Raw genomic sequence first — 26,636 nt, 5'->3', positions numbered from 1 at the left:
CCTTAAAATATAGAAAACATTCTTTTAAACAAAGTAGACGATTTTGAAAATAATCAGGTCAATATTGTCTGACGAATATAATGCTTATGCAAACCACATTATTCATTATTTTTTCTGATTTTTTCTAGCTGTGCAGCTTTATTTGCCAGCTCATTTTTTTTCAGCTGCTGCTGTTTTAAATGCAATATTCCTTCCACAATCAACAGTAAAACAGCCAACCAGATTGGAATATAGGTCAGCCATTCACCTGATTCCACACGCTCACCCAGTGCCATCGAGGCAAAAGCAAGCAGTACCGGCTCCAGATAACTCAACAGCCCAAAGATGACAAAGGGTAAATATCGGCTAGCCAAAATATAGCTACCTAAACCGAGCGCACTTAAAAAGCCCAATCCAAGAACTGCCAGGATCAAATGAGAATGACTCAACATAAGCGACATAGAATCGCTATAGATAAAGCCCAAATAAAATGCCACAGGCAAAATCAGAAATAGATCCCACCAGAATCCACCAAGATGATCGGTCGCGAATTTACGCCGCATAAAGAAATAAAGTGGATAAGCTAAAGCGACATAGACCGTTTCCCATGCGATTGAACCGATCCGCCAGATTTCATGCCCTACCCCCAACATTGCCAGAGCAACGGCGACCATCTGGAAAGATGACAATTTTTCTTTATAAAGCACACAGCCGACCAGCACCATCACCAGAGGTAGCAGAAAATAACCGAGCGAGACTTCGAGGCCACGGCCATTGATAGGTCCCCATAGAAATAACCACAATTGCGTGGTACACAACAGTGAACTAATCAGCAACCAGATCAAGAATGAAGGCTGTTGCAACACCCGTTTAAAAATACTGCTGATATGTTTCAGATCACCCGACCACCACATAAAGGCTGTGAGGAATGGTAAAGTCGCCAGCATACGCCAAGCAAAAGTCTGTTCACTGTCTAAAGGCTGTAAAAAGGGCGTAAATATATAGAGCACTCCAAAAACCACAGAGGCCAAGACAGATAACGCGATGCCTTTATACATAGTTAAACTCTACTTTCATTCGCCGGCATTATAACGATTAGTACAATAGAAAGCTTGATGCTTCATCTATTTAAAATGTAGTTATCTCTCGATTTTAGATTGTCTTTCGACTCATAAAATAAAAAACCATGCCATAGCATGGTTCCCATTAAGACGATCTTTTTATCTTTGAGTTTGTTTAGTACGAATTACATCACTCAGGTCATAACCGACAGACTGTGCATATTGTAAATATTCATTTACCACATTTTTATCCAATTGAGGATCACGTGAGAGTATCCACATATATTTGCGTTTAGGCTCACCAACCAGAACAGTTTGATAATTTTCATCCAGTTTTAAGACCCAATAATCGCCACGAGCGACCGGAATCCAGCGAATAAAGTCTGGTAAGAAACTGACTTTTAGCTTGGTATTCTGCGGTGGATTTTGCACAAATGCCTCGCCCAATGACTGGGTTTGTCCACCATCTTTTTTAATGCAGCGGTTATCCACCACGATATTGCCATTTTCATTTAAAGTATAAGTCGCTGTGACATCACGGTCACACTTGTTTTGAAAATATAAAGGTTTGCGCGCTACTTCGTACCATGTTCCCAGATAACGGTCCAGTTCAACTTTCTCAATGGTCGGTAATGGCTCCTCTTTCGCATAGGCCATGGTAGCGGCGCCCAAACCGAGAAGAACCGCACTACCCACCGCAATTTTTGCCAGCTTTAATCCAGTACGTGAAGATTTTTGAGTTGTCATAAAGATACCTATTACATGTTCACAAAATATTTATTTAAAAAAATTCTGTTCATACAATAGCTTTATCACAGCTCTCAATTTGTTACATTATGTTTGCTTTGTGATTGATTTTACGTCATTTAAATAAGATTTAATGCAACCAAAATCAATCAAACATCTGGGCTTTTAAACGTACAATTTCATCACGCATACGCGCAGCCTGCTCAAACTGCAGCTCTTTGGAAGCTTTCAACATTTCTTTTTCAAGCTTGTTAATGTGTTTCGCAAACATTTTCGGATCTGCCATGATATGCCGCTCATCGGCACTGATCGCACGTGCCTGATCCGAGGCTTTCAATTCAATTGAATCATCATCCAATACTTCACCGGTATCAATTTCCTTGATCACCTGACGCACTGCACTGCGCGGCGTAATGCCATGTTCTTCATTAAATTGAATCTGCTTGGCACGACGACGATCTGTCTCATCAATGGCTTTCTGCATCGAATCAGTGATTCGGTCTGCATACAGAATCGCCTTACCTTTCAGGTTACGCGCAGCGCGGCCAATGGTCTGAATGAGAGAGCGCTCGGAACGCAGAAAACCTTCTTTATCCGCATCCAGAATAGCAACCAGTGACACTTCCGGCATATCCAGCCCTTCACGCAGCAGGTTAATCCCGACCAGTACATCATGCACCCCAGTACGCAGTTCATGAATGATTTTGACCCGCTCGACGGTATCGATATCCGAGTGTAAATAAGCAACCTTAATCCCATACTCTTTCAAATAAGAGGTTAAATCTTCAGCCATACGCTTCGTCAAGGTCGTAACCAGCACCCGCTCATTAATATCTTTACGCAGATTAATTTCGGAAAGCACATCATCGACCTGCGTCAGAACTGGACGAATTTCAATTTCTGGATCGATCAGACCGGTCGGGCGTACCACCTGCTCGACAATCTGCTGGGACTTTTCCAGCTCGTAACGTGCGGGCGTTGCGCTGACATACACAGTCGTCGGCACAATCCGTTCCCACTCCTCAAATTTCATTGGCCGGTTATCCAGCGCGCTTGGCAAACGGAATCCGTAATTGACCAGATTTTCTTTACGCGAACGGTCGCCCTTATACATGGCACCAATCTGCGGCACCGTCACATGCGACTCATCAATAATTAGCAAGGCATCATCCGGAATATAATCGAACAAGGTCGGTGGCGCTTCACCCGCAGGACGGCCAGATAAATGACGCGAATAGTTTTCAATGCCGTTGGTATAACCCAGTTGTTGCATCATTTCCAGATCATAGCGTGTCCGCTGTTCAATCCGCTGTGCTTCCAGCAGTTTGTCATTTTCCCGGAAGAACACCAGACGCTCTTTAAGTTCGTCTCGGATGGTTTCAATCGCACGGGATAAATTGTCTTTAGGCGTCACATAGTGGCTTTTAGGATAAATGGTCACGCGAGGTACTTTACGAACCATTTTCCCGGTCAGCGGATCAAACCATCGAATGGAGTCAACTTCATCATCAAACAGTTCAATCCGGATCGCATCCTGATCCGATTCAGCCGGAAAAATATCAATAATTTCACCGCGAATACGATAAGTACCGCGCAGGAATTCCAGTTCATTACGCGAATACTGCATCTCGACCAGACGGCGAATAATATCATCACGGCCAATGCGATCGCCTTCCACCACATGCAGCAACATGCTCATATAGGCATTCGGATCACCCAAACCATAAATGGCAGACACCGAAGCGACAATAATTGCATCACGTCGCTCTAAGAGTGAACGGGTTGCGGAAAGGCGCATCTGGTCAATATGGTCATTAATTGCAGCATCTTTCTCGATAAAAGTATCTGAAGATGGAACATAGGCTTCTGGCTGATAATAATCATAATAACTGACAAAATACTCAACGGCGTTATTCGGGAAAAACGCTTTAAATTCGCCGTAAAGCTGCGCAGCCAAGGTTTTGTTATGTGCCATGACTATGGTCGGACGCTGGGTCTGGGCAATGACATTGGCCATGGTATAGGTCTTACCAGAGCCTGTTACCCCCAGTAAAAGCTGATCATGAAAACCCTGTTCAATGCCTTTGACCAGCTTTGCAATGGCCTGTGGCTGATCGCCTGCTGGTTGATAACTGGTCACTAATTCAAAGAGCTTTTTATCACTCATAGCTTTCGCTGACTTCGCTGCGGATATAGACGTGATTTATTATGAGGGCAAATTTGAATTACTCAATCCCTGCTTAGGTTTCTGTTTGGTAAAATAAAACAATATTACTACTCATTATTTGTTAGCACTTTAATCGCCATCTGGTTTGAAAAATCATCAAAAAATATACAGTTACAAAGCGAACAAAGACAGAACAAACCAAGCATTTTTAGCCAGCAGCTTTATTTGGGCGCACTCGGCATCATATTCTAGCGCATGGGTGGAATATTGACTTATCTGTTTGGATAGCGCTGCAGAATAATGCCTTGACCCCTATTCATTTCACGGGCAACATGAAGATCAGGATGGCCTAGAATAGACAATTATGACTTACCACTATCACGATGAAAGTATTGTTAAATCCCTTCCAGAAAATACCGTTTTTGTGTTCGGCAGCAACCTGGCTGGCCAGCATGGTGGTGGAGCCGCTAGAACGGCACTTGAGCATTTTGGTGCGGTCATGGGCATGGGTCGTGGCTGGGCGGGTCAGAGCTATGCCATCCCCACCATGAACGAGCATTTGCAACAAATGCCGCTCTCACAAATTCAGCACTATATTGATGACTTTAAGATTTACACCAAAAATCATCCTAAAAATAAATATTTTATCACTTCCTTAGGCTGTGGGATCGCAGGCTATAAGGTCGAGGAAATTGCCCCAATGTTTAAAGGCATCTCACGTAATGTGATTTTCCCGCAATCTTTCCGTCCTTTTGTCGAAAAGCCGCTGCCAAAATTAAGCGCAAATTTCTTACATACCATATTCCGCGATTCCGTGATTTTAACTCCGGCCAGCGATAAGTTGATTGAAGAACTGCCATTAACCGAAAATGAAAAAAGCCTGGCGAGAATTATTTTAAATACCCAGATCTATCCGACCGACAGCAATGGGCGGGAACGTGTCTTTGAAATTGAAGATATCCTGCACAATCTGAATACCAAGCTAGTCGATTTTCAGAGCCATTCAGAAGGTGCCATGTTATTTGGAGGCGTGATTTTAGCGCTACTGGAACTTTATAATATTAACGAGAAAGATTTTATTGATGTCTGGCAAGGTGAGCGAGAAATTGCGCCACCGAAACCGGAAAATAAAGCGCGTAAAAGCATTCGTTAGTGCTATCAAAATATCTTTCAAAAAAGCCAAGGTTTGAATTGGCTTTTTTTATGGGCGGCTAAAATATCGAATATGAAATCAATCAGGTCTGGATTTTATTTTGATGGGTATTTACAGAGCTTAAATATTTCGTTTGCTTTATTAAGAATAAAATTGAAAGAGATTTGGCTAAATCAGAGTTCTAATTTCTCTTTAGTTGAAAGATAAATCAAATATTGATCGCTAACTCCCTAAAAAATTCCACAAAAAAAGCCATGATTTATCATAGCTTTTTGAGTCTGATCAATTAGCGTTTGCCCATTGAACGGCGAGTACCACGTGGTGGCATCCAAGTACGGTCAGCATAACGCTGCGGTCTTGGTCTTAAATCTTCCAGAACTTCTTCTGCAGCATTTTGCTCTGCTTGCTTGATCGGGAAAGGTAAATTAACCAAGGGCTTTTTTTTGGGAGGAGTTTGGGTGCTCATGTGATTCACTCAATAATATATGTAGCTATTGTACAAAAAAACTCAGTCGACTGGGTAGCAGGATCTTGGATAAATTCATATGCTCTTGTTTTGGAAAAATAAAAAATCATCCCATGATGATAAATGCTTGAATCAATGCAGCCTAAAATTTACCTAAACTCTCCTCTCTATCTTCCATGATAAAAATTCATAGGATTGAAATTTTAACGCTCTCAAGAGCAAATTTCCTTCATTTTTATACTTAAGCTATTAAGGTAAAAGTAATTATTTTTACACACTATACATTTCTTAAAACTCAAGAGATACAAACAAAAAATATACAGCAGTTACCAATCTCAACCATCGATTAACTTTTGACCTGTTGTTCTATAACTGAATTTTTTAATGTAATTCACATAATTAGTTAACTAGAAAAACGAATAAACAAACTGGACATGGAGTTCCAAATCAATGAAAACATTGCTGGCATGTATGGCAGGCCTAGCCACTTTACCTATGGTCGCGCATGCAGATTCCCCTTATTTTAGCTTGCAAGATGGAGATGGCTTTAAGCGCTTTTCGGTATCAGTCGGTGCATTGCATGTGATGCCGCAAGGCAGGGCCCAACCATTTAAAGTGAATACTGCTGTCAAAGAAGGTGAAACATCACAAGTAGGTGATATCTCAATTGACTCTGTGAAAAATAATCTTGATCCAGACATGGACCCAAACCTTTCCTCTGTTTTTGTTAATATTCTCGATCGACTTGGTACAGAAACACTGCCCGCAACGCTCAGTGGACGAGCTGAAATTTATGGACTGGAAAGCTGGAATAATCCTGGTACTGGCCTGGAAGCAGATGATGTCACCACTTTAGGCATTATGACCAATTACTATTTTACCGATAATATTTCTTTTGAAATGAAAGCCGGCATTCCCCCCAAAGTAGACTTGCAAGGCAGTGGTAAAATTTATGCCCCTTTTTCTGCGCTTGCTACCCCAAGTTTAGGTTCGATCGATTTACCCGGCATTGAGTTAAAAAATGATATTCTCATTACTGATCTGGAAGCTTATGGGCCGGCCGCCTCTGCCCGCGCCTGGACACCTGCCTTTGAATTCCAGTATCACTTTGGTAAAACCGGAGTGAATAAATTCCGGCCTTATGTCGGCTTAGGTGTGATGTATGCCTATTTCAATGAACTGGAAATTAACTCACGTACTGAGCAGGACCTGATTGCTGCAGGACATATGATTGCCAATATCAAGGAAGGAAAAGCAGGTGCTTCTCTGGATGGCACGCCAAGTTCAGCCAACCCGAAAGTTGATCTGGAAGCATCCGATGCTTTCGCGCCTGTAGCCACGGTCGGCTTTAGCTATGACTTTAATGACACCTGGTTTGCAGTCGGTTCAGTATCTTATGCACATCTAAAAAATGACACGACAATTACGGTGACAGATGCAAATTTAGGTGAACTGATTCGCTCTAAAGCCGATATTGAAGTCAATCCGATTCTGGCCTATGCCGGGATCGGTATGCGTTTCTAAGCTCAATATCCGATTTTTAATTAAAACGGCTTCGGCCGTTTTTTTAGGCTTAATATATTGATAAAAAAAATTTATCTTTTGATCAATATTTATTTAATCGCCTCTATTGCTTGAATCGAATACTATACATATCAACTTTATAGGCATGAATGACGTATGGCTGACAGTCAATTTTCCAAAGCTCTTATTTTTATGCTGATTGGCTCCGCCATAATTTTGGCACTGTCACTGGGTGTACGTCATGCCTTTGGTCTGTATCTGGTACCGATGAGCGAAGAGTTTGGCTGGGGTCATAATGTTTTTAGTCTGGCCATTGCCATGCAAAACCTGATCTGGGGTGCAGTTCAACCGATTACCGGGGCATTTGCTGATAAATATGGCAGCAAGATTGTGGTAGCTGTAGGCGGAGCCTTATATGCAATTGGTCTACTCTTGATGGCAGTTAGCTCGACCGGATTATTGCTTAATCTAAGTGTGGGTCTGATTCTGGGTCTCGCCCTGTCTGCCACCTCATTTCCGGTCTTATTATCTGCGGTCGGGCGTGCTGCCCCACCAGAAAAGCGCAGTTTGGCGATGGGAATTGCCAGTGCGGCCGGGTCTTTTGGTCAGTTTATCATGCTGCCTTCAACCCTGCTGCTATTACAGAATGTTGGCTGGTCAGCAGCGCTGGTGGTCAGTGCCATTTTAATTGCCCTGATTGTGCCATTGGCCTGGATGCTGAAAGCACCGATGTATGTTCATCCCAACGCGGCCGCTACCCCCAATAAAGTCTCACTCAGTTTTAAACAGATTCTGGTGGTAGTGAAAAATCATAAACCCTTCTGGTTTCTAGCCATGGGCTTTTTTGTTTGTGGTTTTCAGGTCGTTTTTATTGGCATCCACCTGCCGGGCTATCTGATTGATCATGGCTTTAATGCCACAACCGGTACGATTTTCTTAGCCTTAGTGGGTCTGTTTAATGTGCTAGGCACCTATACCGCCGGCTGGCTCGGTGGAAAATATTCCAAACCGCATCTGCTAATGGGATTATATGCCTTGCGTGGAATTGCGATTATTGCCTTTCTCATGCTGCCTCTCAGCACATGGACAGTCTATAGCTTTGGTGTCATTATGGGGTTACTCTGGTTATCGACCGTTCCGCTGACCAATGGCATTGTAGCGAATATGTTCGGGGTGAAATATCTGACCATGCTCAGTGGCATTGTGTTCTTTACTCATCAGGTTGGCTCGTTTTTCGGTGGCTGGCTCGGTGGAGTCAACCATGATTTAAGCGGCAATTATAATGCGGTGTGGATGCTATCCATTGTCCTCAGCATTTTTGGCGTACTGGTGCATTTCTGGGTCAATGAGGAGCAAATCGTCCATGACTGATTCTCTACTGAAACTCAAACTCTCGATTGTGGTGGCAATCCTGCTTTTACTGGCTTTGTCGATTGGCCTGTGGTTACAAACCCCTCAGCTGTTTGAATATTTTAATCAGGCTTTCTGCGCACACTAAACTGTCGAAATATCCTCAGCAGAAAATGCGCAATCCATCGCACAATAAGTTAAATGTTTCAAAATCAACTGAATAGTAAAAATAACAGATTATTCATAAACTTATCATTTCTTTTGATTTTATTTCAGTCTGGAATTTTCTTAGATTTTGATCAATAAGAAAATTCTGAGACTTGATAATGACCAGCTTAACCCAACTTTCACAAGCCATTCATGATGCCCCACGCTGGCATCAGCAAGATCAATTTCAACATCCGGCTGAAATCAAGATTGTACCGCAAACAGATCAGGCCTTAGGCGCAGTGGTCTATGGTCTGGATGCCCGTAAAGCACAGTCATCTGACACCATTCTGAAATTAAAACAGGCGCTGGCCGAGCACCTGATTTTGATCTTCAAACAGCAAAGTCTGGATGATTTGCAGTATCTGGCATTTTCAACTTATTTCGGTTCCATTTTCCGCCCAGGTGCAGACACACCGGTACTGGCTGCGCAGTCCGATAGCGGTGTTCCACCCGATGTCGTGCCGGTTTCCAATGCCGTCGGTCAGGGAGATTATACCGGGCATGGTGAACTCACTCCACATGCCGATCATCAATGGACACCCCTACCTTCTTTTGGTTCCCTTCTGTATGCAATTGAACTGCCTCAGGACGGCGGGCAGACTAGCTGGATCAACACCATTAAAGCCTATGATGCACTCAATGAAACAACTAAGGCAGAGATCGATCAGCTACAACTGATTACTTATAACCCTTTCGTGCGCCGTCAAAAAACCAGAGATCAGGCTGATGATCAAGGTTATGGCAATAGCCCGCTGTATCGCTTTAAAGATCAGCCCATATTAAGTCATGCCTATCCACATCCACTGGTGCGCACTCATCCTGAATCCGGTCGTAAAGCACTTTGGCTGAATACGCATACCGAAGTCGAACTGGTCAATTATGATGATCAGGCTGGCAGTCAACTGATCGCAAAATTACGTGAGCATATTTCAAAACCTGAGTTCGCTTATGAACATCACTGGGAAATTGGCGATATCGTGTTCTGGGATAATCAGGTGACTTTGCACTCACGCCGTCCATTCCCGGCTGATCAGCGCCGTTTATTAAAACGCATCAGTCTGGCGGGTAGCCGTCCGTTTTAGAAATGAGAAAATCAGAATAACAAGAAAGGTCATTACAACCTTCGATAATAATGACTCACATGTAAATCCTCTACCATTGAGACTTTGACCGGCTCAATGGTTTTTTATTTTCTCGAATAATAAAAATATCTAACTCTGAATATAAGTATAGATAGTAAATTCCTTAACAAAACAAAGCGCCTGTTTACTTTTCCTCACCTAATCTGCCTAGTGTATTTTCCTTTTTCTGTTTAGCGTATTAGAAAATCAGCAATAACCGTATGGATAGAGGAAACAACAATGAATCAGCTTCAATTTTCAGATTGTGTTCAAACCTGTATGAACTGTTCCCTGGCATGTGCCAACTGTGCCAGTGCCTGTCTTAAAGAAGAAGATCTGGAGATGATGCGGGAGTGTATCCAGCGCTGTCTGGATTGTGCAGATATTTGTCAGCTGTGTGCCCGTATGGAACAAAAGCAGCCTCCTTTCATGCATGAGATATGTGAACTCTGCGCAAAAGCATGTGACTACTGTGCAGAAGAATGTGGTCAGCACCAACATGAACATTGTCAGCAATGTGCCGAAGCTTGCCGCCGTTGTGCCGAAGAATGCCGAAAAATGGCGGCTTAAAAATTCAATTTGATCAACTTGACTGACTTAATTAATTCCAATAAAAAAACCGCAAGTGAAGACTTGCGGTTTTTTTTTATCTAAGTAAAATATCTCACTTAGAATAAACGGTTCATACCATTCAGTGTCGCTACACGATAAGCTTCCGCCATGGTTGGATAGTTAAACGTGGTTTCCACAAAGTACTTGATGGTATTGTTCGGGCTGTTCATGACTGCCTGACCAATATGGATAATTTCAGAGGCATTATTACCGAAGCAATGTACACCCAAAACTTCCAGTGTTTCACGATGAAACAGAATCTTTAATTCACCCATAGTATCACCGGTAATCTGTGCACGTGCCAAATGACGGAACGATGCCTGACCGACTTCATACGGAATCTTTTCTTCAGTCAGCTGCTGTTCAGTTTTACCAATCGAAGAAATCTCAGGAATGGTATAAATCCCGGTTGGAATATCAGTCACCGGTGCAACGTCTTTCTCGCCGCTCATATTGGCACCCGCGCAACGACCTTGGTCATAGGCAGCAGAGGCTAGTGAAGGCCAACCGATTACATCACCGGCAGCGTAGATATTTTCTACTTCAGTCTGATATTGATCATTCACAGTCAATTGACCACGGCTGTTCGGTTTCAGGCCGACATTTTCAAGGCCTAGACCATCGGTATTGCCTGAACGGCCATTACACCACAAAATCGCGTCGGCTTTAATTTTCTTGCCGCTTTGCGTGTGCATCACCACATGGTCGTCAAATGTTTCTAAAAAGTCGATCTGTTCATTATGACGAATCAGCACACCCTGTTCACGCAAGTGATAAGACAGCGCATCAGAGATTTCATCATCCAGATAGCTTAAAAGTTTGTGTTGGGTGTTGATCAGGTCAACTTTATGTCCCAAACCAATAAAGATCGAGGCATATTCACAACCGATTACACCTGCGCCATAAATGATGATTTTCTGGATGGAATAGTCCAGATCCAGAATTTTGTCTGAATCAAATACACGTGGATGATTAAAATCAAGAATGTCTGGACGATATGGACGCGAGCCGCTGGCAATGACCAGTTGCTTAAACATCAGCGTTTCTTTAATGCCATCTGGGTTAAATACAAAAATGGTATTTTGATCCTGAATGTAGGCACGACCATGATAAATATCAATTTTATTGCGGTCGTAGAAACGTGAATGTGTATCTACTTGTTGTTGAATAACTTTATGTGCATGACGCAACACTTGCTTCATAGTGAACTGCTTCCAGTCCCCAACTTTTTGAAACAGTGGATCACGTTGATAACGGATAATACTGGATACTGTTTGACGCAATGCTTTACTTGGAATCGTACCGACATGGGTACAGTTACCACCCAGCTGTTCACGCATCTCAACGATTGCAACACGCTTACCAGATTTGGCAAGTTTCATTGCCGCGCCTTCGCCCGCAGGGCCCGAACCTAGAACTACCGCATCATATTTAACGAAAGTCCCACTAACGACCTCTTTTTTACGTGGCATTCAACGCTCCTCAAAATTAAAAAATTCACTTTAATCTACACTCTTATTATGACGTAAATCCTGTTGATTTGGTGTATTTAACTCACATATATTGCTTGATAAGAACATTTTTTAAATGAATACCCCTTTTTGCCCTATTTAGAACGAAGTCCGTTATAATAACTGCGCTATCTTTGAGTATCTCCCCCTTCAAAAACAGTGGAAAAGTTGAATATGTCTGAAAACCGTAAACCTGAACAGGGCGTCAAACTTCGCGGTGCGGAAAAAGTTGCCCGCATTCCTGTAAAAGTTGTTCCTACGGTTGAAACGCCACGCAAGCCGGACTGGATCCGGGTGAAAATGGCGGCACCTGAAGAAGTTCAACGTATTAAAACCACATTACGTCAGCAAAAATTACATACGGTGTGCGAAGAAGCCGCCTGTCCAAACCTGCCTGAATGTTTTGGTGGCGGTACTGCGACCTTTATGATTATGGGTGATATCTGTACCCGTCGCTGTCCATTCTGTGATGTGGCTCATGGCCGTCCAAATGCACTGGATGCAGATGAACCGCGTCATATGGCTGAGACCATTGCCAACCTGGGTTTGAAATATGCGGTAATCACTTCGGTAGACCGTGATGATTTACTGGATGGCGGTGCACAGCATTTTGTCGATTGTATTAAAGAAGCACGTGCTCTAAGCCCAAATACCTTACTCGAAATTCTGGTGCCGGACTTCCGTGGCCGTATGGATATCGCGCTGCGTATCATGACTGAATGTCCGCCAGATGTGTTTAACCACAATATCGAAACTGTACCGCGTTTATATAAAGCCATGCGTCCAGGTTCTGACTATCAGCACTCTTTAAACCTGCTAAAAATGTTTAAAGAATACTGCCCGGACATTCCAACCAAATGTGGTCTGATGGTCGGTATTGGTGAAACTGAAGAAGAAGTGCTTGCCCTGCTTGATGATTTACATGCGCATGGCGTAGATTATGTGACAATTGGTCAGTATTTGCAGCCTTCAAAAGAACATGCAGCGATTGACCGCTTCGTAACACCTGAAGAATTCGAGCGTTATACCGAACATGGCCAAAAACTGGGCTTCCGCAATATCTGGGCAGCACCAATGGTTCGTTCAAGCTACTTTGCTGATCGTCAATACTACGGCGAACCTGTTCCAGCAGTGCGCCGTAAAGTGGATCCTGCCAAGAAAATTGCAGTTCAGGTCATTGAAGCTTAATCCTGTTTAAACCAATGAAATAAAAGCCCTCTCAAGTAGAGGGCTTTTTTTATATCTTCAATTTAAATTTTACTGAGCGTTAAACCACATTTTTTATTTTAGATAAGATTAAGTCATTACTTATCTTCACATTTCTTTGCGCGTTCTCACTTGAAGATTGAGCATTTTTCAAACAATCTCAGAAATAGATGAAAGATTTAAAAATATCGTTGCAAGACTTGAAAACGATCATTCTCACACGTGCAATGCTGAACCTGTCCGATCCTCAAGCGACAAAAAAATGAATGAACTGTGACAAAAATTCTATGAGATCCCAGCACAGGCAACGTTGTATAAATCTGGAGAACTATAACAATGCTATTTATATTTGCTGTACTACTGCTATTACTCAGTTTATGGGCAGTTTTCTATTTTCAGCTCTCCCGTAGCGCGGGTGCAATTGCACTGATGGTGATGTCAGTGGTCTGTGCCTTTATTAGCCCCTGGTCACTTATTCTCGGTATTCCGCTCATCCTGATTAGTCTCGTAGTGATGATCGAACCTTTACGCATGTCATTCATTTCCAAACCGGCCTATAAAGCATTGGCCAATGCCATGCCGAGTATCAGCCCGACAGAACGTGAAGCATTGGACTCCGGAACCAGCTGGTGGGAAAAAGAACTGTTTATGGGTGCACCGAACTGGGAAACCTTTAACAGTTATCCCTATCCAAAGCTGTCGCTAGAAGAACAGGCCTTTCTGGACAATGAAGTTGAAACCTTGTGCAGCATGCTGGATGAATGGGAAATTCATGAGCAAAAAGCGCTACCTGATCATGTCTGGCAATATATTAAAGAACATGGTTTCTTAGGCCTGATTATTCCCAAAGAATACGGCGGTCGTGCCTTTAGCTCCTTTGCCCAAAGTCGGGTGATGAGCAAGATTGCTTCGCGTTCTCTGACCACAGCCGTGAGTTGTATGGTGCCGAATTCGCTCGGACCGGGTGAGCTGTTGCTGCATTACGGTACCGAAGAACAGAAAAACCGTTATCTGCCGGGTCTTGCACGAGGCGAAGAAATTCCCTGTTTCGGTTTGACCAGTCCGGAGGCCGGTTCGGATGCTGGTGCGATTCCTGATACGGGCGTGGTCTGCTATGGCCAGTTTGAAGGTCAGGAAGTCTTAGGCCTGAGAATGAATTTTTCCAAACGCTGGATTACGTTAGCTCCAATTGCGACAGTCGTAGGCTTGGCCTTTAAAATGTATGATCCGGATCATCTTTTGGGTGATCAGACTGAATATGGCATTACCTGTGCCCTGCTCCCTGCCAGTCATGAAGGCGTAATAGTGGGACCACGGCATAACCCGGGACCGCCATTCATGAATGGTACGGTTGAAGGTAAAGATGTCTTTATTCCACTGGACTGGATTATTGGGGGCGTCAAAAATGCCGGTAAAGGATGGCGCATGCTGATGGAATGTCTGGCGGTCGGTCGTGGTATTTCCCTACCAGCGCTGTCTACGTCTACGGCAGAAATGACTTATTTAAATGTCGGCACTTTCTCTCGCATCCGTCAGCAGTTCAAAATTTCAGTCGGTAAATTTGAAGGGGTACAGGAAGCCAATAGTGAAATCGCCAGTGATACCTATATGCTGGAAGCTTTCCGTTATCTGGTCACCTGTGGTTTGAATCAGGGCGGCAAGCCTGCCGTAATGACGGCAATTGCCAAATACTATGCGACAGAAGGCATGCGTAAAGTGGTCAATCACGGTATGGATGTGGTCGGTGGCCGTGCCATTCAGATGGGTCCACGTAACTTTCTGGCGCCTTATTATCAGGCAATTCCAGTCTCCATTACCGTGGAAGGTGCGAATATTCTCAGTCGCTCCCTGATGATTTTTGGACAGGGTTCAATGCGCTGCCATCCTTATCTATATGAAGAATTACAGCTCTTACAAGCAGAAGATCCGGCAGCGGCTCTAAATCCTTTTGATAACTTGCTGTTTAAGCATTTGGGTTATACCTTTAACCGGACTGCCCGCTCTTTTGCCTATGCCTTTACAGGTGGCTCCAGTGCTGCGCCGCAAAGTGCGGTTGACTTCACCCAGCCTTATTACAAGATCATTAACCGGCTGAGTGCCAACTTTGCTTTAACTGCGGATATGTGCCTAGGTTTACTTGCAGGTGATATCAAGCGTAAGGAAATGCTTTCGGGGCGTCTGGCCGATATTCATGCACATCTGTTTATTGCTTCCTCGATTCTGAAATATTTTGAACATAGCAAAAAGACTGAAGATGAGCGTTTGCATGCACAGCTTGCGGTAGAAAAATCTCTGTATACGGCGCAAGAAGCATTTTTTGATCTGTTTGCTAACTTCCCGGTAGGTACAGCAGCAAGCATGGTCAAACTGTTATGTTTCCCATTTGGCCGTCCAGTACAGAAACCATCAGACCAGCTGAAACAGCAGGTTGCGAACAGTATGATGGAAGACAATGCATTCCGTCAGGTCTTAAAAAAGCATGTCTATTACAATACTCATGAAAATGATGTCACCGGCCGTATGGAATCTACTTTCACCATGTTGCTGGACATTGAACAGCTGTGGGATCGCTTTAAAAAAGCAGAAAATAAAGACCAGTTCAAGGGTTTAAGCTTTGCAGAGCATGTGGCAGATGCACAGCTACATGGTTTTATTAATGATCAGGAAGCAGAAAAATTGCTGCACTATAATGCGCGCCGTTATGACAGCATGTTGACCGATGTATTTGATCTGCATTTGAATGAGGTATTAGAGCTTGAGAATCCATATCTCATCAAGGAAGATGCCAAAGGAACGGATACTTCAGTGCAAACTGATCCTTCACACTCAGTATCACCTTAAATAAAACTCGAATTTAAGGTGTAATAAATTCAAGAGTGAAGTCATTTTATTACTTTACTCTGGAAGCTTTATAAGTGGCTTTTCAGCCACTTTTTTACGACTATGGCACGATAGTATTTTAGCTTAAAAGCATTAAGCTAAAGCAATAATAAAATTGAGGATTAAGCATGTCACAACAAGATTATGAAAATGGCTTGAACGTCCGTACCGAAGTGATGGGCGAAAGCTTTGTGCAGCGTGCTCAGGAAAATACCGTGCCTTTTACCCAGCCTCTACAGGACTGGATTAATGAACATGCCTGGGGTTCGACCTGGCAACGTGAAGGTGTTTTACCGCGTAAATACCGCTCCTTAATTACCATTGCATTTCTAACCGCGCAAAAAAGCTCAACTGAACTGAAAGGCCATGTGCGAGGCGCGCTGAATAACGGGGCAACGGTTGAGGAAATTCAGGAAGTGCTGCTGCATAGCCTGCCTTACTGCGGTGCACCGGCAACCCAGGAAGCTTTTCGTGCTGCACTTGAAGTGATTCAGGAATATGAAGCGAATCAACAGAATTAAGAGTTGAAGGCAGATTGGTAAATGATTAAAGTGATAGATAGTTTTAAAATTGCTTAGGCTATTTTGAGCAATTTAAATTAAAATCCGGGAATTTTTAAATTCCCGGATTTTTATATTTTAGATAAAGAAATCTAGTGCGATGAACTTAATTGAAAATTAATTATTCCTCTTAATAACAGGTTTTAATAAAAACTTTATCCCCTTAGTTCAATCTGCGTACGTTGTTCTAAGCCTTGCACCGCAGCGGAGAAATCCAGCTGGCTGGCCTGTGGCTTGGCAATCTGCTGGAACTGTTGTTGCACCAATGACATCACCGATAAATCCAGTTGCTGCTGTTGCACTAACTCTAAAGCAATACCGATATCTTTCTGCAGTAAATCCAACGCAAAGGTTTTATGAAACTCACGGCTTAAAACCCGCTGTGCCATGATATTTTCTGACATGCTGCTTTTACCACTAGAATGATTAATACAGTTCAACGCACTGCTTAAATCAACTCCCTGCCCTTTAAGGACAGTCAAGCCTTCAGCCAGCGCCCATAAATGGGTAGCCATCAAAGTATTGTTAACGGCTTTTACTGCAAAACCGGAACCACTTTCTCCCACATATTCAATCAACCCAGCAAAAGCAGCAATGATCGGTTTAGCTTGTTCAAAGGCAGCTTCATTTCCTCCCACCATCACGGTTAAAGTGCCTTTTTCTGCCCCAACAGTCTGACCCGATACCGGAGCATCCAGGTAATAGCTTCCCTGCTGCTCCAATCGCTTTGACAGTTTTTGTGCCGATTCCGGTACACCGCTGGTACAGTCAATCCAGATTGCACCGGATTTAGGTGGATGTGCAGCAATTAATGCTTCCACATCCTGACTGGTCGGCAAGCAAGAAAAAATAAAATCTGCCTGAACTGCCTGTTCAATACCCACTGCCTGAGTCCTGAAAGATTGAGCATGATCTAGCGCTTTCTGTTCAGTCCGATTCCAAACCCAAACCGGATGTCCGAGTTTTGGCAAATGGGAGGCCATATGCCAGCCCATTGCCCCGAGTCCTAAAAATGCAACTGTATGACTCAAAAAATACTCCTCATATTAAGCGACTGGCTTAACCTCAACTTCTGTTGCGGTCGATGCAGCTACAGGCAATTCTTTATCTTCACCACGATTCAGGAACAGATTGAGTAAAATCGCTGCCAATGTCGCAGTACCGATACCACCCAGATCAAAACCACCGATCTGCAAGCTATAATTACCTGTCCCCATAATCAGACACACCGCACCAATGATTAGGGTACTGTTCTTGGTAAAATCAACATGGTTGTCTACCCAGATTTTGGCACCCGCCACGGTAATCAACCCGAAGACCACAATCGATGCGCCACCCAATAAAGCTACTGGAATGGTACTAATGACTGCCCCAAATTTAGGCGAAAGTCCCAGTAAAATGGCGAAGATCCCGGCAAAAATAAACACGGTGGTTGCATACACTTTGGTCACTGCCATCACGCCGATATTTTCAGCATAAGTGGTCATCCCGGTACCGCCGACAGAAGCCGATAGTGAAGTACAAACCCCATCTGCAAAGAAACCGCGTCCCATATACGGCGACAGATTTTTACCGGTCATTGCGGATACCGCTTTAAAGTGTCCCAGATTTTCTGCGACCAGAATAATGGCCACCGGTGCAATCATCAACATCGCATTCATTTCAAAGACTGGACTCTGGAAATTTGGCAGACCAAACCATGCCGCTTCACTGACTTTACTGAAATCAATCGCAGGTCCGAAACCCATTACATTAGTGAAAAGGAAATAAATCAGGTAGGAAGACAGTAAGCCTAATAACAGCAGCAGACGGCGTACCATCCCACGGGTAAAGACAGCAATCACACTGATACAGATAATGGTGACCAACGCCATCCAGGAATCAAACTGGTTGGCTGAGACACTTTTGATCGCGACAGGTGCCAGATTCAGACCGATAATCATCACGATGACGCCCGTGACCACGGGTGGCATCAGCTTTTCAATCCATGCGGTACCGGTTTTCATGACCAGCAGGCCAATCAAGGCATAAACAATACCGCAGGCAATGGTTCCCCCGAGTGCTAGCCCAATATTGGGATTCGCCCCTGCTCCGGAGTAGCCTGTGACTGCCACCACGGCGCCAATAAAGGCAAAACTGGATCCCAGATAACTTGGCAATCGACCGCCAGTGATCAGGAAAAATAAAATGGTACCAATCCCGGTAATAAAAATCGTGAGATTGGGATCAAACCCCATTAAAAGCGGCGCCAGCACGGTTGCCCCAAACATCGCAAACACATGCTGTAAGCCGAGAATAATACTTTTCCCAGCCGGCAGATATTCATCTGTTTGAACTGGCGTTGTATCGATATTGCCTTGATAAGGCTTAAATTTTGGAAACCACGTTTCTTTTTCTTGCATGGGCTTCCCCTCCTTGATTAGGACTGAATTGATTTAGCACATTTTGTGTGGCTCACAGTAAGAACGGTTAAAGTACATCAGCGCATTGCCTTGACGCTGGCACATGGCTTTCACTTCACAGAACAGCACGTCATGACTGCCTACAGATAAACATTGGACTACCTCGCAGTCGAAACTGACTAAGGCATCCTCAAGTACAGGTGACTGGGTCACCAACGTTTTCCAGTTCCCCTGACTGAAACGCTCTGCCATCGGTGTTTTTCCACCGAACAGATTGGATAGATGCTGCTGATGTGAGGCTAAGGTATTCACACACAACACCTGATTTTTCTTAAAAGTTTCATAAACTGATGCTGAGTGGTTCAGGCAGACCAGCAAAGTCGGCGGTGTATCCGTCACACTGCATACGGCGGACGCGGTAAACCCGGCCAAACCTGCATCCCCTTGTGTAGTAATCACATTCACAGCAGCACCCAGATTGGACATACCCTGACGGAAAATCTGCTGATCGACCTGGGTAAACACTTCAGCTGCGTTTTCAGTCTTTAGCACCTTATTTAATGCACGGTTTTCTGTAACTGCTTCCGTGATGATTTTAGACAGTTTGGCATTCATGCTGTTCTCCCTACCCCAAGTCAATATTCAGTTTTAGACCCAGGGCATCTAGTAATGAGATTTAATCAGGTGGATTAGCTTATACATGGGCAATCGAAGCAATTTCGACCAGCGCATCCGGTTTTACCAAGCCAGTCTGTACGCAATATCGTGCCGGTTTATCTCCCGGAAAATACTCTGCATAAACGGTATTAATCGCCGCATAATCTGCCCAATCTTTGACAAATACATGGTTAAAAGTCACATCGTCCATGCTGCCACCAGCTTCTTCAATGACACGTTTGATGGTTTCCAGAATATGACGGGTCTGGGCTGCCGCATCACCGACATGCACCACGTTATTATTTTCATCAAAAGCCAACGTGCCCGACACATAGACAATATTGTCTGCCTTGGTTGCCGGCACATACGGTGCTAGTGGTTTCGACGTTCCTGCTGGAATAATGACTTCTTTAGGCATACTATTTTTCCCTTAATCCTGATCTTTAATTCTTTAGGCACTTTCAGCCAATTTAGTTTCTTTAAGTGATTCACTTTCTTTTTGAAAGGTATCGATAAAATTTGCGGTATCGGACACCCAGCCAAAGAAAGTCTTGATGTTGTACAGGCTGGCTTCGTGGGCTTCGACTGGCCCGGCCTGATGGCATGCATCCGCCAGCGCCACGCCGAAATATTCCAGAAAGAAACCATCACGCAGGGTCGACTCCACGCAGACATTGGTGGCAATTCCGACAAAAACCAGATTACGGATGCCACGGACACGCAACATGCTGTCCAGTGCGGTATTGAAGAAACCGCTATAGCGAGGTTTTTCAATGACCAGATCTTGTGGCAGTGGCTGTAACTCATCAATCAGTTCAAAGTCCCAGCCCCCTTTGGCCAGTAATTTCCCCTGTAATTCTGGACGTTTGCGCATGGTCTTTAAGGCATTGGATTTATGGAAATTTGGAGAATCCGTACCACCTGCTTCCTTATATTCTGCATCCCAGCCATTTTTGAAATAAATGACCTGAATACCGGCCGCATGCGCAGCATCGACTGCCTTTTTAATGTTATCTACGACCGATTTAGTTTTTGAAACATCAAAACCCGCCAGATCCAGATAGCCACCCTGCGAGGTATAGGCATTCTGCATGTCGATCACAATCAGGGCAGTCTGTTCAGGTGCAAGGCAGATTGCTTCAGGCTCAGCTTTAAGCGATTTTCCGGTACCGAGTTTTTCAGTAAAACCGGCCCTTACCCCTAATTCACTCATGCGCTTTTCTCCAGTACAGGTGCTTCACCCTCAATCACAATATGGTCACGGCATTTCATCAATGGCTGGATTTTCTGACCGAAATCTTCTACACCCTGAACGAAATCATCAAAGGTCAGCAACACACCTTCAGTGCCCTTGATCTCGCCAATTTCATCCAACATTCGTGCCACATTTTCATAAGAACCTACCAAGGTTCCCATATTGATATTCACTGGAGATACGCTAGACGCCATTTGACGGATATTGGTATCTGCACCGGAAGTCGTGTCTTTCCCGCCCTGATTCATCAACCAGTTAATCGCTTCCATATCTGCGCCATCGTTATAGTGTTGCCATTTCACTTGAGCTTCTTCATCAGTTTCTGCCGCGATGACCATAAACAGCACATAAGTCTGTACATCACGACCCGTCACATCTGTTTTTTCTTTTAGGCGATCATTAATTTCTGCATAAGCGGTCGGTGTATTCAGCCCTTTACCAAACACGAAGTTGTAGTCAGCATATTGCGCAGAAAACTCCAGACCGGCATCAGACTGACCAGCACAGATGATTTTCATGTCTGCTTGCGGGCGAGGGCTGACACGACAGTCTTCCATCTGGAAATGTTCGCCTTTAAAGTCTGATTTTCCAGTTGCCCAGAGCTCACGCAGGATCTGTACATATTCAGACAGATATTCATAGCGCTTGCCAAAATACTCATTGCCTGGCCACATGCCCATCTGGGTGTATTCAGGTGGCTGCCAGCCGGTCACCACATTCAGACCGAAACGGCCATTAGAAATAGAATCAATGGTAGATGCCATACGTGCCACAATTGCCGGTGGCATGACCAAAGTGGCTGCCGTTGCATAAATTTGAATTTTGCTGGTCACCGCTGCGAGACCCGCCATCAGGGTAAAAGTTTCCAGGTTATGTTCCCAGAATTCGGTCTTGCCACCAAAGCCACGCAGCTTGATCATGGAAAGTGCGAAATCGAAACCATAGTGTTCAGCACGCTGCACGATTTGTTTGTTTAACTCGAAAGTCGGCATGTACTGTGGTGCATTTTCAGAGATTAACCAGCCGTTATTTCCAATTGGACAGAAGACACCTATTTTCATTTTCACACCTCATTATTTTTAACCAATATTCAAAATCCTGTTGCCAATTCAGGTTTTTTATTTATGTTGAAAATATTGCAAACCGCATGCCAATTAATTTTATTTATTTAATTTCAAATACTTAATATTTATTTTTTTGAATTTTTAGTAAAATAATGATTTCCACCCCTGAATCAATTTTGCTCATCGTGTTTCATTGAGGTGCATTAACATTGATCATCATCGCTTTTAGGAAGAATCAGATTTTGAGTAAAAACCATAAAAATGATTCATTAGAAAAAATAAAAAGCCAGAAATAAGTTCTGGCTTGAGCAAACAAAGTGATTTGCTGAAAATATCAGGCTGATTTTAAAAATTGCAGTATGCTTTGGTTGATCTGGGCGGTTTCAGTCACTGTAGAAGCATGCGCTCCTGTTGCAAACAGACTGAGCTGACTATGCGGCAATAATTGCTGAAGTTGTTGCGAGCGTTGATAAGGCACCAAAAAATCATCTTGATTGGTAATTAGATGTACAAGAACATCTTTGAGCGCCTGCTGATGTGCCTCCTCTAGCTTAAAAGCCTGCACTGCCTGTATACGAGCTAAGACATTTTGAATTGGCGGAAAGTCCAGTAGCTGTTTATTTTCTGCTTCTGTTAACGGGTCAAGATGTGTCGAGATCCAGTGTGGAGGATACAGAAATAAGGCTTGTGCCCGCACATAAGCCTCGGCTCCGCCATTCAACAATAATGATGTGCGTGCCTGAAAACATTTTTGGGTATGTGAATCCAGTTCTCCCCAGGCATTCAACATAGTCAGGCTGAATAACTTAAACGCTTTATCAACCTGATAAGTCGCAAGCTGCATGCCGATATGCCCACCCAATGCATGACCAATAAAATGAAATTCACGGATATCCTGATTGATCAATAAATCCAGAATCTGGCGGGCCATATGATCTACGCAATAAGGTATTGACAACAGTTCAGAATCCGAATGGCAACCTTCCTGATCATAAGTCACCACATGAAAATCTTGCTGCAAAACCTCAATTTGTGGATTCCAGAAACTGGCATGTCCGCCTAGCCCAGAAGAAAGCACTACATAAGGCGCATCGGCCCGTGCTGCACGATGAATAAATAAAGACATAAAATTCTCATAGTTTAAATATGAGATGAACGCAGCAAAATATATGCCTAAACAGGACCTTTTTTGAACAACTGTTAAAATTACAGCCAGTAGACATTAAAGCTGTAATAAAATTCTTGTACTTCAAAACGTACGTTATAACCCAGATCTGTTAACTCGGCAGACAAGGCACGGATATCTTCCAAAGGCAGATGTTTGGGAAAAACTGTCAGTACCGCTGTATTGCCTTGCCGGGCATTATCTTCAATCAGTTGCGCCAGACGTGGCTTATACATTTCAATATTCAGGTTAGCAACATTAGATAAAATTTTGGCCTGATCTGCCGTCATAAAATTCATTTTTATTTTCTCTTTTAATGTTATTTCACTAAGCTAAATGATTTATAAAACGCTTAATATTTCACTTTTGTATCAGAACATGCTGAAAGAAAGTATAAAAAAAATCCCTCATCATGAGGGATTTTTTTTAATCAAACTTATTGGCCTGGCAGAGGAATATATTGTGAAGCACTGTTTTGTGCCTTACGTTCAGTCACCACAACCTCTAGGATCATGGTTTTTCCTGCCCGCTCAATTTCAATCTGAATGGTACTGTTTGGCTTTTGCAAGGCCACAAAATTAATCAGATGTGAGGCAGAACTAATCTCTTCCTCATTTACTTTCATAATCTTATCGCCACGCTGGATTCCAGCCTTGGCAGCAGGTCCATCCGGTAGCACTTCTGCGACCGTTACACCTTTTTCTTTAGGTTGCAGGACATCATCACGTTCTGCAGGCAATAAGCTGATACCTAACCAACCACGAACGACACGGCCATCTTTCAAAATGGCATTCATCACCTGCTGACAAATTTTGGCCGGAATGGCAAAACCAATCCCCAGCGAACCACCAGACTGCGAGAAAATTGCGGTATTGACGCCAATTAAATTACCGGCGACATCAATAAGTGCACCGCCCGAGTTACCCGGGTTAATTGCAGCATCGGTCTGTACAAAGTCTTCATAGGTATTGATACCCAAATCTGAACGGCCCGTTGCCGAGATAATCCCCTGCGTCACGGTTTGCCCAACACCAAAAGGATTACCAATGGCCAGAACCACATCACCGACTTCATTGCCACTGAGTTTAAATGGCAAAACTGGCAATTGCGTCAGTTCAATCTTGATTACGGCCAGATCGGTATCCGGGTCAGTTCCGACCACTTTAGCTTCGGCACGACGTCCATCCTGCAAAGCCACTACAATCTGATCGGCCTGCGCAATCACGTGGTTATTGGTCAGGATATAACCGTCTGGACGTACAATTACACCCGAACCTAAACTGTTTTCATTCGGGCTTTGTCCATACTGGTCAGGCAACTGATCGCCAAAGAATTCACGAAATACCGGATCGGTCAGTAAAGGATGCGCCTGTTGCTTGACTTTTTGGGTAGTAAAAATATTCACGACAGCCGGGGCTGCCACTTTTACAGCAGCACTGTAGGAGACCACGCCTCCTGAGCGCGACGTATCAATCAACGGCTCTACTTTTTCAGCAGGCATTTTGACGCCATCTGGCGCAACTGGTGCCTTTGGTTTTTGTAGTTGTTGCCACCCCAAAAAACCGATAATGACTAAAATCAGTAACACCCAGGGTAACCATGTAAAGGTGCGGCGCACGTTGCTATCCTCTAAAATATTTTAATTCGTTGATGACTAAGTAATTTGTGTCCTATTGTAATGCGAAATACATAACTAAACACAAAAAATTCCACAGAGATTTGTGCAGCTTTAGTTACAATTAGACCTATAGATAAATATGGGCAAGTTTTTAAACTTACAGGAATTTTATGGCGAATTTGAACGATATTATTCAATGGTGTGACCAGACTTTGGCAGCACGTGAATTTAAGGACTATGCACCGAATGGCCTGCAGATTGAAGGCAAATCCGAGGTGAATAAAATCCTCTGTGCCGTGACCGCCTCCCAGAGTGCAATTGAAGCCGCAATTGAGCAAGGTGCAGATTTATTGCTGGTGCATCATGGCTATTTCTGGAAAGGTGAACCCTATCCGATTACGGGAATGCGTGGTAAGCGCATTAAAACCCTGATTCAACATGATATCTCACTGGTTGGCTATCATCTGCCTTTAGACAGTCATCCAACACTGGGAAATAATGCCGCCATTGCGGATTTATTAGAACTCGAAAATATCGAACAGCTTGATCCGAGTGAGAAACGTCCAATTGGCAATATTGGCTATTTAAAACAGCCAATGAGTCCGGAAGATTTTAAAAATTATGTTTCAGAAAAGCTGGGCTTTGATGCGATTCATCTTCCTGCTGAAAAAACTCAAATCCATAAAGTCGGTTTCTGTACCGGTGGTGCGCAGGATTATATTCAAAAAGCGGCACTACAAGATTGTGATGCCTATATTTCAGGTGAAGTGAGCGAACGCACCTTTTATGAAGCTCAGGAACTGAATGTCCATTATTATGCCTGTGGCCATCATGTGACTGAAAAATACGGTGTGCAACGCTTGGCCAAGGCTATTTCAGAACAGTTTAATATTGAGTATGATTATTTCGAATTAAACAATCCGATTTAATTCGACTGACGGTTATGATCAGTGGCTTTATTCATATATTTTCAGGCTTTATTCTGTATTGTTATTTATACACGATGCCCATTTCTGCCCGATTATCTATTACAATAAAGCCACTTATTGTTAAAACCCAGCAAAATGCAAGGAATTGAAAACATGACAACCATTACTTTACCAGCATTACCTTACGGCTACGAAGATCTTGCTCCACACATCAGCAAGGAAACTTTAGAATACCATCACGACAAACACCACAATACGTATGTGGTTAACCTGAATAACCTGATCGCTGGTACTGAGCTTGAAGGCAAAACTCTAGAAGAAATTATTACAGCAACTGCTGGTGATGCTTCTAAAGCAGGTGTTTTCAATAACGCGGCTCAAGTTTGGAACCACACGTTCTACTGGAACTGTATGGCTAAAAACGGTGGCGGTAAAGCAACTGGTACTTTGGCTGCAAAAATTGACGAAGCTTTCGGTTCTTATGAAAAATTTGCTGAAGAATTTGCTGCTGCTGCAACTACTCAGTTTGGTTCAGGTTGGGCTTGGTTAGTGGCTGACGAAGTAAACGGTCAGCTTTCTATCATGAAAACTTCAAATGCTGATACGCCAATGGCGCACGGTAAAATTGCAGTGTTGACGATTGACGTTTGGGAACACGCTTACTACATCGATTTCCGTAATGCTCGTCCTAAGTACATCTCTACTTTCCTAGAAAGCCTAGTAAACTGGGATTATGCAAATGCGAAATATGCAGGTCAGCCTGCAGGTGTTGAGAAATAATTTTTTATTTCTTTGCTAAAAAAATCACCCATTTCGGGTGATTTTTTTATTTTTAGGCTCTAAATGAATATTTATGAAGCAAACAATTCATTTCTTTACATTAATTGATTGACGACCTGGTTATTCATCCCTAAAATGCCGATCAGATTCTCCAATAGCTCAGTCGGTAGAGCGACGGACTGTTAATCCGCAGGTCCCTGGTTCGAGCCCAGGTTGGAG

General features: G+C 43.5%; 25 protein-coding genes. 11 read left to right on the top strand and 14 right to left on the bottom strand.

From position 1 onward, the window contains the following. Nucleotides 1–98 precede the first annotated feature (98 nt). The 3 genes from rarD to uvrB all read right to left on the bottom strand — a co-directional run bounded on the left by rarD (nucleotide 99) and on the right by uvrB (nucleotide 3,954). Nucleotides 99–1,037 (bottom strand): EamA family transporter RarD, encoded by a 939-nt coding sequence (gene rarD, locus MTX11_RS12260; protein ID WP_243475228.1) that lies wholly within the window; start codon nucleotides 1,035–1,037, stop codon nucleotides 99–101. A 162-nt stretch (nucleotides 1,038–1,199) separates the two neighbouring features. Beyond that, entirely contained in the window at nucleotides 1,200–1,787 is a 588-nt protein-coding gene (locus tag MTX11_RS12255) for a lipocalin family protein (protein ID WP_243475227.1), read from the bottom strand. A 145-nt stretch (nucleotides 1,788–1,932) separates the two neighbouring features. Continuing rightward, a complete protein-coding gene (gene uvrB / locus MTX11_RS12250; protein WP_243475226.1) occupies nucleotides 1,933–3,954 on the bottom strand; it encodes an excinuclease ABC subunit UvrB in 2,022 nt (673 codons plus the stop codon). Nucleotides 3,955–4,318: 364 nt separating this feature from the next. Between uvrB and MTX11_RS12245 the strand changes: the two genes are divergently transcribed. Then, entirely contained in the window at nucleotides 4,319–5,107 is a 789-nt protein-coding gene (locus MTX11_RS12245) for an A1S_2505 family phage non-structural protein (protein WP_243475225.1), read from the top strand. 286 nt (nucleotides 5,108–5,393) lie between these two features. On the opposite strand, the gene MTX11_RS12240 is transcribed toward MTX11_RS12245, so the two are convergent. Next, on the bottom strand, nucleotides 5,394–5,573 hold the full coding sequence (locus tag MTX11_RS12240) for a hypothetical protein (RefSeq protein ID WP_004646507.1): 180 nt from the start codon (nucleotides 5,571–5,573) through the stop codon (nucleotides 5,394–5,396). Nucleotides 5,574–6,023: 450 nt separating this feature from the next. On the opposite strand from MTX11_RS12240, the gene MTX11_RS12235 reads away from it, so the two are divergent. The 5 genes from MTX11_RS12235 to MTX11_RS12220 all read left to right on the top strand — a co-directional run bounded on the left by MTX11_RS12235 (nucleotide 6,024) and on the right by MTX11_RS12220 (nucleotide 10,348). After that, nucleotides 6,024–7,097, top strand: a complete 1,074-nt coding sequence (locus MTX11_RS12235; protein ID WP_243475224.1) for an OmpW/AlkL family protein — start codon at nucleotides 6,024–6,026, stop codon at nucleotides 7,095–7,097. A gap of 156 nt (nucleotides 7,098–7,253) precedes the next feature. Beyond that, entirely contained in the window at nucleotides 7,254–8,468 is a 1,215-nt protein-coding gene (locus MTX11_RS12230; RefSeq protein ID WP_243475223.1) for an MFS transporter, read from the top strand. Beyond that, complete coding sequence (locus MTX11_RS16620; RefSeq protein WP_004646503.1) at nucleotides 8,461–8,595, top strand: hypothetical protein; 135 nt, start codon at nucleotides 8,461–8,463, stop codon at nucleotides 8,593–8,595. The genes MTX11_RS12230 and MTX11_RS16620 overlap by 8 nt, the downstream gene beginning before the upstream one ends. A gap of 178 nt (nucleotides 8,596–8,773) precedes the next feature. Next, nucleotides 8,774–9,739, top strand: a complete 966-nt coding sequence (locus tag MTX11_RS12225; protein WP_243475222.1) for a TauD/TfdA dioxygenase family protein — start codon at nucleotides 8,774–8,776, stop codon at nucleotides 9,737–9,739. A gap of 279 nt (nucleotides 9,740–10,018) precedes the next feature. After that, nucleotides 10,019–10,348 carry a four-helix bundle copper-binding protein gene (locus MTX11_RS12220; RefSeq protein ID WP_243475221.1) on the top strand — a complete coding sequence of 110 codons (330 nt, stop codon included), beginning with the start codon at nucleotides 10,019–10,021 and terminating at the stop codon, nucleotides 10,346–10,348. A 98-nt stretch (nucleotides 10,349–10,446) separates the two neighbouring features. Here MTX11_RS12220 and sthA read toward each other — a convergent pair whose 3' ends face one another. Then, nucleotides 10,447–11,862 carry a Si-specific NAD(P)(+) transhydrogenase gene (gene sthA / locus MTX11_RS12215; protein WP_004646501.1) on the bottom strand — a complete coding sequence of 472 codons (1,416 nt, stop codon included), beginning with the start codon at nucleotides 11,860–11,862 and terminating at the stop codon, nucleotides 10,447–10,449. Between the two features lie 213 nt (nucleotides 11,863–12,075). Here sthA and lipA point away from each other — a divergent pair, with 213 nt between their 5' ends. The 3 genes from lipA (at nucleotide 12,076) to MTX11_RS12200 (ending at nucleotide 16,508) form a co-directional block, all read left to right on the top strand. Then, nucleotides 12,076–13,089: a lipoyl synthase gene (gene lipA, locus MTX11_RS12210; protein ID WP_243475220.1), complete on the top strand. Its 1,014-nt coding sequence runs from the start codon at nucleotides 12,076–12,078 to the stop codon at nucleotides 13,087–13,089. 354 nt (nucleotides 13,090–13,443) lie between these two features. Then, the gene (locus MTX11_RS12205) at nucleotides 13,444–15,948 is read left to right on the top strand and encodes an acyl-CoA dehydrogenase (RefSeq protein WP_243475219.1); all 2,505 of its coding nucleotides are present in this window, start codon (nucleotides 13,444–13,446) and stop codon (nucleotides 15,946–15,948) included. Nucleotides 15,949–16,115: 167 nt separating this feature from the next. Then, nucleotides 16,116–16,508, top strand: coding sequence for a carboxymuconolactone decarboxylase family protein (locus MTX11_RS12200; protein ID WP_243475218.1), 393 nt, complete (start codon nucleotides 16,116–16,118; stop codon nucleotides 16,506–16,508). A gap of 194 nt (nucleotides 16,509–16,702) precedes the next feature. Here the strand turns inward: MTX11_RS12200 and MTX11_RS12195 are convergent, their stop codons facing one another. The 9 genes from MTX11_RS12195 to MTX11_RS12155 all read right to left on the bottom strand — a co-directional run bounded on the left by MTX11_RS12195 (nucleotide 16,703) and on the right by MTX11_RS12155 (nucleotide 24,708). Continuing rightward, nucleotides 16,703–17,542, bottom strand: a complete 840-nt coding sequence (locus MTX11_RS12195) for an NAD(P)-dependent oxidoreductase (RefSeq protein ID WP_243475237.1) — start codon at nucleotides 17,540–17,542, stop codon at nucleotides 16,703–16,705. Nucleotides 17,543–17,593: 51 nt separating this feature from the next. Continuing rightward, the gene (rutG, locus tag MTX11_RS12190) at nucleotides 17,594–18,949 is read right to left on the bottom strand and encodes a pyrimidine utilization transport protein G (protein ID WP_180037840.1); all 1,356 of its coding nucleotides are present in this window, start codon (nucleotides 18,947–18,949) and stop codon (nucleotides 17,594–17,596) included. 33 nt (nucleotides 18,950–18,982) lie between these two features. Continuing rightward, nucleotides 18,983–19,501: an NADH-dependent FMN reductase RutF gene (gene rutF, locus MTX11_RS12185; protein ID WP_373683217.1), complete on the bottom strand. Its 519-nt coding sequence runs from the start codon at nucleotides 19,499–19,501 to the stop codon at nucleotides 18,983–18,985. Between the two features lie 142 nt (nucleotides 19,502–19,643). After that, nucleotides 19,644–20,024 carry a pyrimidine utilization protein C gene (gene rutC, locus MTX11_RS12180; RefSeq protein ID WP_163171616.1) on the bottom strand — a complete coding sequence of 127 codons (381 nt, stop codon included), beginning with the start codon at nucleotides 20,022–20,024 and terminating at the stop codon, nucleotides 19,644–19,646. Between the two features lie 33 nt (nucleotides 20,025–20,057). After that, nucleotides 20,058–20,819 carry a pyrimidine utilization protein B gene (gene rutB / locus MTX11_RS12175; protein ID WP_243475217.1) on the bottom strand — a complete coding sequence of 254 codons (762 nt, stop codon included), beginning with the start codon at nucleotides 20,817–20,819 and terminating at the stop codon, nucleotides 20,058–20,060. Beyond that, a complete protein-coding gene (gene rutA / locus MTX11_RS12170; protein WP_243475216.1) occupies nucleotides 20,816–21,922 on the bottom strand; it encodes a pyrimidine utilization protein A in 1,107 nt (368 codons plus the stop codon). The genes rutB and rutA overlap by 4 nt, the downstream gene beginning before the upstream one ends. 337 nt (nucleotides 21,923–22,259) lie before the next feature. Continuing rightward, the gene (gene rutD / locus MTX11_RS12165; RefSeq protein WP_243475215.1) at nucleotides 22,260–23,051 is read right to left on the bottom strand and encodes a pyrimidine utilization protein D; all 792 of its coding nucleotides are present in this window, start codon (nucleotides 23,049–23,051) and stop codon (nucleotides 22,260–22,262) included. A gap of 80 nt (nucleotides 23,052–23,131) precedes the next feature. Next, nucleotides 23,132–23,389: a hypothetical protein gene (locus tag MTX11_RS12160; protein ID WP_004730148.1), complete on the bottom strand. Its 258-nt coding sequence runs from the start codon at nucleotides 23,387–23,389 to the stop codon at nucleotides 23,132–23,134. 137 nt (nucleotides 23,390–23,526) lie between these two features. After that, entirely contained in the window at nucleotides 23,527–24,708 is a 1,182-nt protein-coding gene (locus tag MTX11_RS12155; protein ID WP_180037826.1) for a S1C family serine protease, read from the bottom strand. A gap of 170 nt (nucleotides 24,709–24,878) precedes the next feature. Here MTX11_RS12155 and MTX11_RS12150 point away from each other — a divergent pair, with 170 nt between their 5' ends. Further along, on the top strand, nucleotides 24,879–25,637 hold the full coding sequence (locus MTX11_RS12150; RefSeq protein WP_243475214.1) for a Nif3-like dinuclear metal center hexameric protein: 759 nt from the start codon (nucleotides 24,879–24,881) through the stop codon (nucleotides 25,635–25,637). Nucleotides 25,638–25,790: 153 nt separating this feature from the next. After that, nucleotides 25,791–26,417, top strand: coding sequence for a superoxide dismutase (locus MTX11_RS12145; RefSeq protein ID WP_004646486.1), 627 nt, complete (start codon nucleotides 25,791–25,793; stop codon nucleotides 26,415–26,417). The last annotated feature ends 219 nt before the right edge of the window (nucleotides 26,418–26,636 follow it).

The sequence above is a fragment of the Acinetobacter lwoffii genome, from assembly GCF_022809915.1.
Taxonomy (GTDB): Bacteria; Pseudomonadota; Gammaproteobacteria; order Pseudomonadales; family Moraxellaceae; genus Acinetobacter; species Acinetobacter lwoffii_M.
Note: the sequence above shows the minus strand (reverse complement) of the source record. Positions and strands in the feature narration are given on the sequence as shown.

What these genes read in the sequence shown, in the direction of transcription:
- lipA (WP_243475220.1), top strand. Translation starts at nt 12,076, where the DNA reads ATGTCTGAAAACCGTAAACCTGAACAGGGCGTCAAACTTCGCGGTGCG.
- rarD (WP_243475228.1), bottom strand. Translation starts at nt 1,037, where the DNA reads ATGTATAAAGGCATCGCGTTATCTGTCTTGGCCTCTGTGGTTTTTGGA.
- MTX11_RS12160 (WP_004730148.1), bottom strand. Translation starts at nt 23,389, where the DNA reads ATGAATTTTATGACGGCAGATCAGGCCAAAATTTTATCTAATGTTGCT.
- MTX11_RS12200 (WP_243475218.1), top strand. Translation starts at nt 16,116, where the DNA reads ATGTCACAACAAGATTATGAAAATGGCTTGAACGTCCGTACCGAAGTG.
- rutC (WP_163171616.1), bottom strand. Translation starts at nt 20,024, where the DNA reads ATGCCTAAAGAAGTCATTATTCCAGCAGGAACGTCGAAACCACTAGCA.
- MTX11_RS16620 (WP_004646503.1), top strand. Translation starts at nt 8,461, where the DNA reads ATGACTGATTCTCTACTGAAACTCAAACTCTCGATTGTGGTGGCAATC.
- MTX11_RS12220 (WP_243475221.1), top strand. Translation starts at nt 10,019, where the DNA reads ATGAATCAGCTTCAATTTTCAGATTGTGTTCAAACCTGTATGAACTGT.
- sthA (WP_004646501.1), bottom strand. Translation starts at nt 11,862, where the DNA reads ATGCCACGTAAAAAAGAGGTCGTTAGTGGGACTTTCGTTAAATATGAT.
- MTX11_RS12255 (WP_243475227.1), bottom strand. Translation starts at nt 1,787, where the DNA reads ATGACAACTCAAAAATCTTCACGTACTGGATTAAAGCTGGCAAAAATT.
- MTX11_RS12230 (WP_243475223.1), top strand. Translation starts at nt 7,254, where the DNA reads ATGGCTGACAGTCAATTTTCCAAAGCTCTTATTTTTATGCTGATTGGC.
- MTX11_RS12150 (WP_243475214.1), top strand. Translation starts at nt 24,879, where the DNA reads ATGGCGAATTTGAACGATATTATTCAATGGTGTGACCAGACTTTGGCA.
- MTX11_RS12195 (WP_243475237.1), bottom strand. Translation starts at nt 17,542, where the DNA reads ATGGGCTGGCATATGGCCTCCCATTTGCCAAAACTCGGACATCCGGTT.
- MTX11_RS12245 (WP_243475225.1), top strand. Translation starts at nt 4,319, where the DNA reads ATGACTTACCACTATCACGATGAAAGTATTGTTAAATCCCTTCCAGAA.
- MTX11_RS12235 (WP_243475224.1), top strand. Translation starts at nt 6,024, where the DNA reads ATGAAAACATTGCTGGCATGTATGGCAGGCCTAGCCACTTTACCTATG.
- MTX11_RS12240 (WP_004646507.1), bottom strand. Translation starts at nt 5,573, where the DNA reads ATGAGCACCCAAACTCCTCCCAAAAAAAAGCCCTTGGTTAATTTACCT.
- MTX11_RS12205 (WP_243475219.1), top strand. Translation starts at nt 13,444, where the DNA reads ATGCTATTTATATTTGCTGTACTACTGCTATTACTCAGTTTATGGGCA.
- rutA (WP_243475216.1), bottom strand. Translation starts at nt 21,922, where the DNA reads ATGAAAATAGGTGTCTTCTGTCCAATTGGAAATAACGGCTGGTTAATC.
- rutB (WP_243475217.1), bottom strand. Translation starts at nt 20,819, where the DNA reads ATGAGTGAATTAGGGGTAAGGGCCGGTTTTACTGAAAAACTCGGTACC.
- uvrB (WP_243475226.1), bottom strand. Translation starts at nt 3,954, where the DNA reads ATGAGTGATAAAAAGCTCTTTGAATTAGTGACCAGTTATCAACCAGCA.
- rutD (WP_243475215.1), bottom strand. Translation starts at nt 23,051, where the DNA reads ATGTCTTTATTTATTCATCGTGCAGCACGGGCCGATGCGCCTTATGTA.
- rutG (WP_180037840.1), bottom strand. Translation starts at nt 18,949, where the DNA reads ATGCAAGAAAAAGAAACGTGGTTTCCAAAATTTAAGCCTTATCAAGGC.
- MTX11_RS12145 (WP_004646486.1), top strand. Translation starts at nt 25,791, where the DNA reads ATGACAACCATTACTTTACCAGCATTACCTTACGGCTACGAAGATCTT.
- MTX11_RS12225 (WP_243475222.1), top strand. Translation starts at nt 8,774, where the DNA reads ATGACCAGCTTAACCCAACTTTCACAAGCCATTCATGATGCCCCACGC.